The organism is Gordonia sp. i37 (genome assembly GCF_002043085.1).
Classification (GTDB): domain Bacteria; phylum Actinomycetota; class Actinomycetes; order Mycobacteriales; family Mycobacteriaceae; genus Gordonia; species Gordonia polyisoprenivorans.
In genome coordinates this window covers 1-6,147 of record NZ_MVPX01000182.1, presented here as the reverse complement: position 1 = coordinate 6,147, position 6,147 = coordinate 1, and the positions used below count along the sequence as shown (strand labels likewise).

At 70.4% G+C, this 6,147-nt stretch carries 6 protein-coding genes; 4 read left to right on the top strand and 2 right to left on the bottom strand.

Translation table 11 applies throughout. The features are described 5' to 3' along the window. Positions 1-460 (bottom strand): peptidoglycan-binding protein (locus B1964_RS08925; protein ID WP_079929533.1); only part of this gene is annotated, 460 nt, incomplete at its 3' end. A gap of 289 nt (positions 461-749) precedes the next feature. On the opposite strand from B1964_RS08925, the gene lexA reads away from it, so the two are divergent. Next, positions 750-1,400, top strand: coding sequence for a transcriptional repressor LexA (lexA, locus tag B1964_RS08920; RefSeq protein ID WP_306304199.1), 651 nt, complete (start codon positions 750-752; stop codon positions 1,398-1,400). Between the two features lie 37 nt (positions 1,401-1,437). On the opposite strand, the gene B1964_RS08915 is transcribed toward lexA, so the two are convergent. After that, positions 1,438-3,162, bottom strand: a complete 1,725-nt coding sequence (locus B1964_RS08915) for a putative PEP-binding protein (protein WP_079929532.1) — start codon at positions 3,160-3,162, stop codon at positions 1,438-1,440. A 254-nt stretch (positions 3,163-3,416) separates the two neighbouring features. On the opposite strand from B1964_RS08915, the gene B1964_RS08910 reads away from it, so the two are divergent. From B1964_RS08910 to B1964_RS08900, 3 genes are all read left to right on the top strand, one after another. Continuing rightward, positions 3,417-4,187, top strand: coding sequence for a DeoR/GlpR family DNA-binding transcription regulator (locus B1964_RS08910; RefSeq protein ID WP_079929531.1), 771 nt, complete (start codon positions 3,417-3,419; stop codon positions 4,185-4,187). Further along, positions 4,184-5,149, top strand: a complete 966-nt coding sequence (locus B1964_RS08905; RefSeq protein ID WP_006371170.1) for a 1-phosphofructokinase family hexose kinase — start codon at positions 4,184-4,186, stop codon at positions 5,147-5,149. The genes B1964_RS08910 and B1964_RS08905 overlap by 4 nt, the downstream gene beginning before the upstream one ends. Positions 5,150-5,230: 81 nt before the next feature. Further along, positions 5,231-6,147: fructose PTS transporter subunit IIA (locus B1964_RS08900; RefSeq protein ID WP_172398789.1), on the top strand; the 917-nt coding region annotated here is incomplete at its 3' end.

The following is a 6,147-nucleotide window of genomic DNA, read 5'->3' as shown; positions in this document are numbered from 1 at the left end:
CCCCCCCCCCCCCCCCCCCCCCCAGCCACACCAGCAGCGCCAGGGCGACACCGGTCAGCACGGCCACCATCGCACCGGTACGGCGAGCGGTGCGGTGCGCGGTGACCCGCGGGCCGACCGGAGTTGCGCAACGGGTGCCCGCAACCGCCGGAAGGCGGCGCGCACCGGTCCGGGCCGGGCCCGCATATGCCGGTCGTCGGCGGGCCGGGTCGCGCTCGAGCGTGCGCCGCTCCGGGAGGCGACGGTCGGACGACCGGTGTTCGGACGACCGGTGTTCGGACGACCGGTGTTCGAGCGCGCGGTGTTCGAGCACCCGGTGTTCGAGCGCCCGGTGCTCGACGGTTGCGCGGGCCGGCATCGACGCCCCGCGGCGAACGGCGGCGGCGCGGTGAGCCGTCCGGCGGGACCGAACGGGCAGGTCGTTGGTGCCCGGCGCGGTGGGCAGAAGTACGGTCGGCATGGCGTCTCCCTATCTCGATCATGCATTCGAAGAACGGATGTTCGAGTTCTACCACGGGGCACCGACAATTTCTCGCGACACGTCGAACACATGTTTGAGGTTGCCTGTCGCCTCGGCTACCCTGGCCGGTGTTCAGCTCTCCACAGGGCCCGTCAACCAGGGCGTACCCCGCGAGGATGTGCGCACCGACCGAAAGGATGCGAACCCCATGAGTGAGAAGAAGGGCCGCTCGGGTGACCCCGACGCGGCGACCGTCACCGATCCGGACGACGCCGTCGCGACCGGCCCGATCGATCCCGCGGCCGTCGAGGCCGCGCTCACCCCGCGCCAGAAGGGCGTGCTCGATGTGATCCGCAAGTCCGTGCGCGAACGCGGGTATCCGCCGAGCATCCGCGAGATCGGCGACGCCGTCGGCCTGGCGTCGACCTCATCGGTCGCGCATCAGCTGCGAACCCTCGAGCGCAAGGGTCTGCTCAAACGCGATCACAACCGACCCCGCGCGGTGAACGTCCAGGACGGCGATCCCACGCCCACCGACGACAACCCGAATGCGTCGAACCTCCCCACGCCGACGTTCGTGCCGGTTCTGGGACGTATCGCGGCCGGCGGGCCGATCCTGGCCGAGGAGGCCGTCGAGGATGTCTTCCCGCTGCCGCGTGAACTCGTTGGCGACGGGTCACTGTTCCTGCTGCGCGTCGTCGGTGAATCGATGATCGACGCGGCCATCTGCGACGGCGACTGGGTGGTCGTTCGTCAACAGAACGTCGCCGACAACGGCGACATCGTCGCGGCGATGATCGACGGCGAGGCGACGGTCAAGACCTTCAAGCGCAAGGACGGCCATGTGTGGCTGATGCCGCACAACGACCTGTTCGAGCCCATCCCCGGCGACGACGCCGCGGTGCTGGGCAAGGTCGTGACGGTGATGCGCCGCATCTGAGCGGAGTCGCCCCCGCCGGCCCGCTCAGCCGAACGGCTCAGCTGCGCAACGCTTCCGCGGCCGCGGCACGCGCATCGGCCGGTGAGGCGGTCGCCAGTACAGCCTGCGCGGCGGAGCGGCACGCCTCGCGGTCGACCTCGGCGAGCTTCGCTCCCACCGCGGGCGCCGCGGCCGGGGCGCTCGACAGCGAGGTGACGCCGAGTCCGACCAGGACACACGCGAGCAGCGGATCGGCGGCGGCCTCGCCGCACACCCCGACCGGTGTCGCACTGCGGGTGCCCGCCTCGGCGACGGTGGCGATCAGCGAGAGCACCGCAGGCTGCCACGGGTCGGTGAGCCCGGCGAGCTCGGCCGACATCCGGTCGGCGGCCATCGTGTACTGCGTGAGATCGTTGGTGCCGATCGAGACGAAGTCGACCTCGGCGAGGATCGCCGGAGCGAGGATCGCCGCCGAGGGGATCTCGATCATCACCCCCGCCACCAGCCCGCGACCGCGGACCTCGGCGGCGAATTCGGCGGCTTCGGCGGCCGAGGCGATCATCGGCGCCATCACCCAGGGCGTGGTGCCGGTCGCCTGCGCGGCGCGGGCGATCGCGTCGAGTTGACCGGTACGGATCTCGGGATGTGTCGCGGCGATCCGGTTGCCTCGTACGCCCAGTGCGGGATTCGCCTCGGTGCCGTGATCGACGAACTTCAGCGGCTTGTCCGAGCCGGCATCGAGCGTCCGGACCACGACCTTCTTGCCGTCGAAGGCCTCGATGACCTCGCGGTAGAGCGCTGCCTGCTCGTCCACCGACGGTTCGTCGGCCCGATCGAGGAAAGCGAGTTCGGTGCGGAACAGACCGACCCCCTCGACGGGGTATGCCGTCGCCGCCCGCGCCGAGACGCCGTCGGCGACGTTCGCCAGGATGGCCACCTCCACACCATCGGCGGTGCGCCCGGGCCCGGTCCATCCCGCGATCGCCTCCGCCTCCCGACGACTCTGCTCCACCTCGTCCCCGGCCCGCGCCGGATCGGGGTGAACGACAACGGTTCCCGCGGTTCCGTCGACGAGAACGGGCGTGCCCGCGGGTACGTCGTCGAGGCCGGCGACCGCCACCACGCACGGAATCCCCAGTTGGCGGGCGATGATCGCGGTGTGGCTGGTCGGCCCACCGAGCCGGGTGGCCAACGCGGTGATCAGTTTCGGATCGAGTCCGGCGGTGTCGGCCGGCGCGAGGTCGTCGGCGAGGAGCACCGACGGCTCGTCGGGCACGGGGACCCCGGGCTCGGGCTCGCCGAGTACCTCGGCCACCACCCGATCACGGACGTCGTTGAGGTCGGTGATGCGCTCGGCCATGATCCCGCCGAGCTTGGCGAACATCGCGGCGAACTGTTCGGTGGCCGCGGCGGCCGCGGCCGGGGCCGGGGTCCCGTCGGCGATCAGCTTGGTGACCGTGCCGATCCACCCGCGGTCCTCGGCGAGGCCCGCGGTGGCGATCAACACCTCTGCGGCGGCACCCGAGGCGTGCGAGGCGCGCTCACGCAGTCGCGCGGCGACCACGGCCGCGGCATCGACGAAGCGGGCCTTTTCGGCCTCACGGTCGGCCTCGTCCACCACATGTGAGCCCGGATCGGCGGGCTCGACCCTCACCCGCTCGCCCGGACGGACGACCGGCCCGTAGGCCTTGCCGCCGACGACGGGCGTCCCGTGCAGCGTGGTGTCGGCATCCGACGCACTGCCCTCGGTCTGCGTGTGCTGGGGGCGAACCTGTTGATCCACGGTTCCGGCCTTTCCTCGTCCTTCAATGATGCGGGCGTTGCGGTGATGCGGGTCGTACTGGTCACGCGGTCGTTCTGTGTGATCCGACCAGGCGTCCGATGGATGTGAAACACCGGTACGTCACCACCTCTTGTGATCGAAGTTACAAGAAATCCTTGACTTGTCAACACAAACAGGCGTAAACACAGATATATCAACACCGGGTCCCACAGAAACCCACATGGGGTCGGTGGTCGGAAAGAGATCGGAGAGACGTGTACGCGGAAGAACGACAGCAGGCGATCGCCGAGCTGGTCCGCTCGAAGGGCCGCGCCTCGGTGAGCGCGCTCGCCGAGCGCTTCGAGGTCACCAGCGAGACGGTGCGACGCGATCTGGCGAGCCTGGAACGCGCCGGCCATCTGCAGCGCGTACACGGTGGCGCGGTTCGGCCCGGCCTGGTCCAGATCGTCGACGAGCAGGGCATCGGCGAGCGCGAGGCCAGCCATGCCGATCAGAAGGTGGCGATCGGCCGTGCGGCGATGCGTTTCCTGCCGCCCGACGGCGGCTCGCTCGCGCTCGATGCCGGCACCACCACCTACCAGGCCGCACTCAACATCCCCACCGACCGACGCCTGAGCGTGGTCACCAGCAGCCTGCCCCTGGCCACGCTTCTTGCCGAACATCCCAGCGCCACACTGCATCTGGTGGGAGGGCGAGTTCGCAGTCTGACGCAGGCCGCAGTCGGCGCCGACACCGTGTCCCGACTGCGGCAGTTTCGCTCCACGGTCGCCTTCATCGGCACCAACGGGGTCAGCGAGGGTCTTGGACTGTCCACGCCGGACCCCGACGAGGCGGCGGTGAAGTCGGCGCTGGTGCGCTCGGCGCAACGCGTGATCGTGCTCGCCGACTCCTCGAAGATGAATCGCGAGGACTTCGCCGGTTTCGCCGACCTCGACGACGTCGATGTCCTCATCACCGACGCCGGTATCGATCCCACCTTCTCCGCGGTGCTCTCCGCCCGCGGCATCGAGGTCGTGAGCGCATGATCCTCACCGTCACCGCCAACCCGAGTCTCGATCGCACCCTGGAGATCGCCGGCCCCCTCCAGCGCGGGGAGGTGCAACGCACCGTCGGTGTCCGCGCCGAGCCGGGAGGCAAGGGCGTCAACGTTTCCCGCGTCATCGCCGAGGCGGGTCTGACCACCCTCGCGGTCCTACCGGCGCGCAACGGCGATCCGCTGCTGACCGCGTTGGACCAGGTCGGACTTCGCCACGAGGCCCTCGCCGTGCCCGGCGAGGTGCGGTCGAACATCACCATCGCCGAACCCGACGGCACCACGACCAAGATCAACGCCTCCGGCCAGTTCCTCGACGACCGTCAGGTGCGTGCGTTGACCGACCTCGTCTTGGCCCGCGCGGCCGGTGCCGACTGGGTGGCCCTGTGCGGATCGCTGCCACCGGGTGTCGCCGACGACTGGTATCGCGTACTCGCCGACCAGCTCATCGCGCGCGGACACCGCGTCGCCATCGACACCTCGGGTGCTCCCCTGACGGCAGCGGTGACCGGACGCGTCGACCTGATCAAGCCGAACGAGTATGAACTCGCCGAGGTCAGCGGTGCCGATCCGGAGATCCTGCGTCACGCCGCCGCCGAGGGCGATCTGTCGCCCATCGTCTCGGCGTCGGCCGACATGGCGCACCGCATCGGCGGCGCCGTGCTGGCCACCCTCGGTGCGGCCGGCGCACTGCTGACCACCGAGTCCGGCAGCTGGTTCGCCACGCCGCCGCCGATCGTCCCGCGCAGCACCGTCGGCGCAGGCGACTCCTCGCTGGCCGGTTACCTGATCGCCGAAACCCGGGGCGCCGACGAGCCCGGACGGTTGCGCAGCGCGGTCGCCTATGGTGCCGCGGCGGCCGCACTCGCCGGCACCCAGCCTCCCCGCCCCGACCACCTCGATCCCGACCGTGTCGTGATCACCGATCTCGCCGGAGCCGCCCCAACCCCATGACAAACAACCCGTGACCCCGAACAACTCCAGAACCAGATCCACCATCAGCACCCAACCAGCGACACACCAGTAAGGAAACCCATGTCCGAGCAGATCATCACCGCAGCCACGGTGAATCTCGACGTCGACGCAGGCGACGACCCGTCAGCGGTGATCAATCACCTCGCCGAGAACCTCGGCGAAGCCGGTCGCACCAGCGATCCCGCCGACCTCGCGCGCGCCGCGCTCGCCCGAGAGGCCAAGTCCGCCACCGGTCTACCCGGCGGGATCGCCATCCCGCACGCCCGCGCCGCATCGGTGTCGCAGGCGAGCCTGGCGATGGCGCGGCTGTCGAAGAAGGTCGACTTCGGCGCCCCCGACGGTCCGGCCGACATCGTCTTCCTCATCGCCGCCCCCGAGGGCGGTGCCTCCGAGCACATGAAGCTGCTCAGCTCGCTCGCTCGTGCGCTGGTCCGTCCCGACTTCGTCGCCTCGCTGCGGGCAGCGCGCACCGACGACGAGATCGTCGACCTCGTCGACGGTGCGATCAATCCGCCCGCGGCCGGCTCGAGCACCACCGCGGCCGCGAGCACCGAGAAGGCGGCACCGCAGAAGGTGGCCACCGACACGGTGACCACCCAGAAGACCGCGCCGGTCGACTCATCGACCCCGGCCGCACCGACGAGCGACAAGCCGATGTCGATCGTCGCGATCACCGCGTGCCCCACCGGGATCGCCCACACCTACATGGCCGCCGACGCGCTGAAGTACGCCGCCGAGCGCGCCGGTGTCGACTTCCACGTCGAGCCCCAGGGGTCCTCGGGAACCACCCCGTTCACCCCGGACGTCATCGCCGGCGCCGACGCCGTCATCTTCGCCACCGACGTCGGCGTCAAGGGCAAGAGCCGGTTCCACGGCAAGCCGGTCATCGAGTCCGGTGTCAAGCGCGCCATCAACGAACCCGACGCGATGATCGCCGAAGCGCTTGCGGCAGCGGAGAATCCGCACGCGGCGGTGGG

What these genes read in the sequence shown, in the direction of transcription:
- B1964_RS08905 (WP_006371170.1), top strand. Translation starts at nt 4,184, where the DNA reads ATGATCCTCACCGTCACCGCCAACCCGAGTCTCGATCGCACCCTGGAG.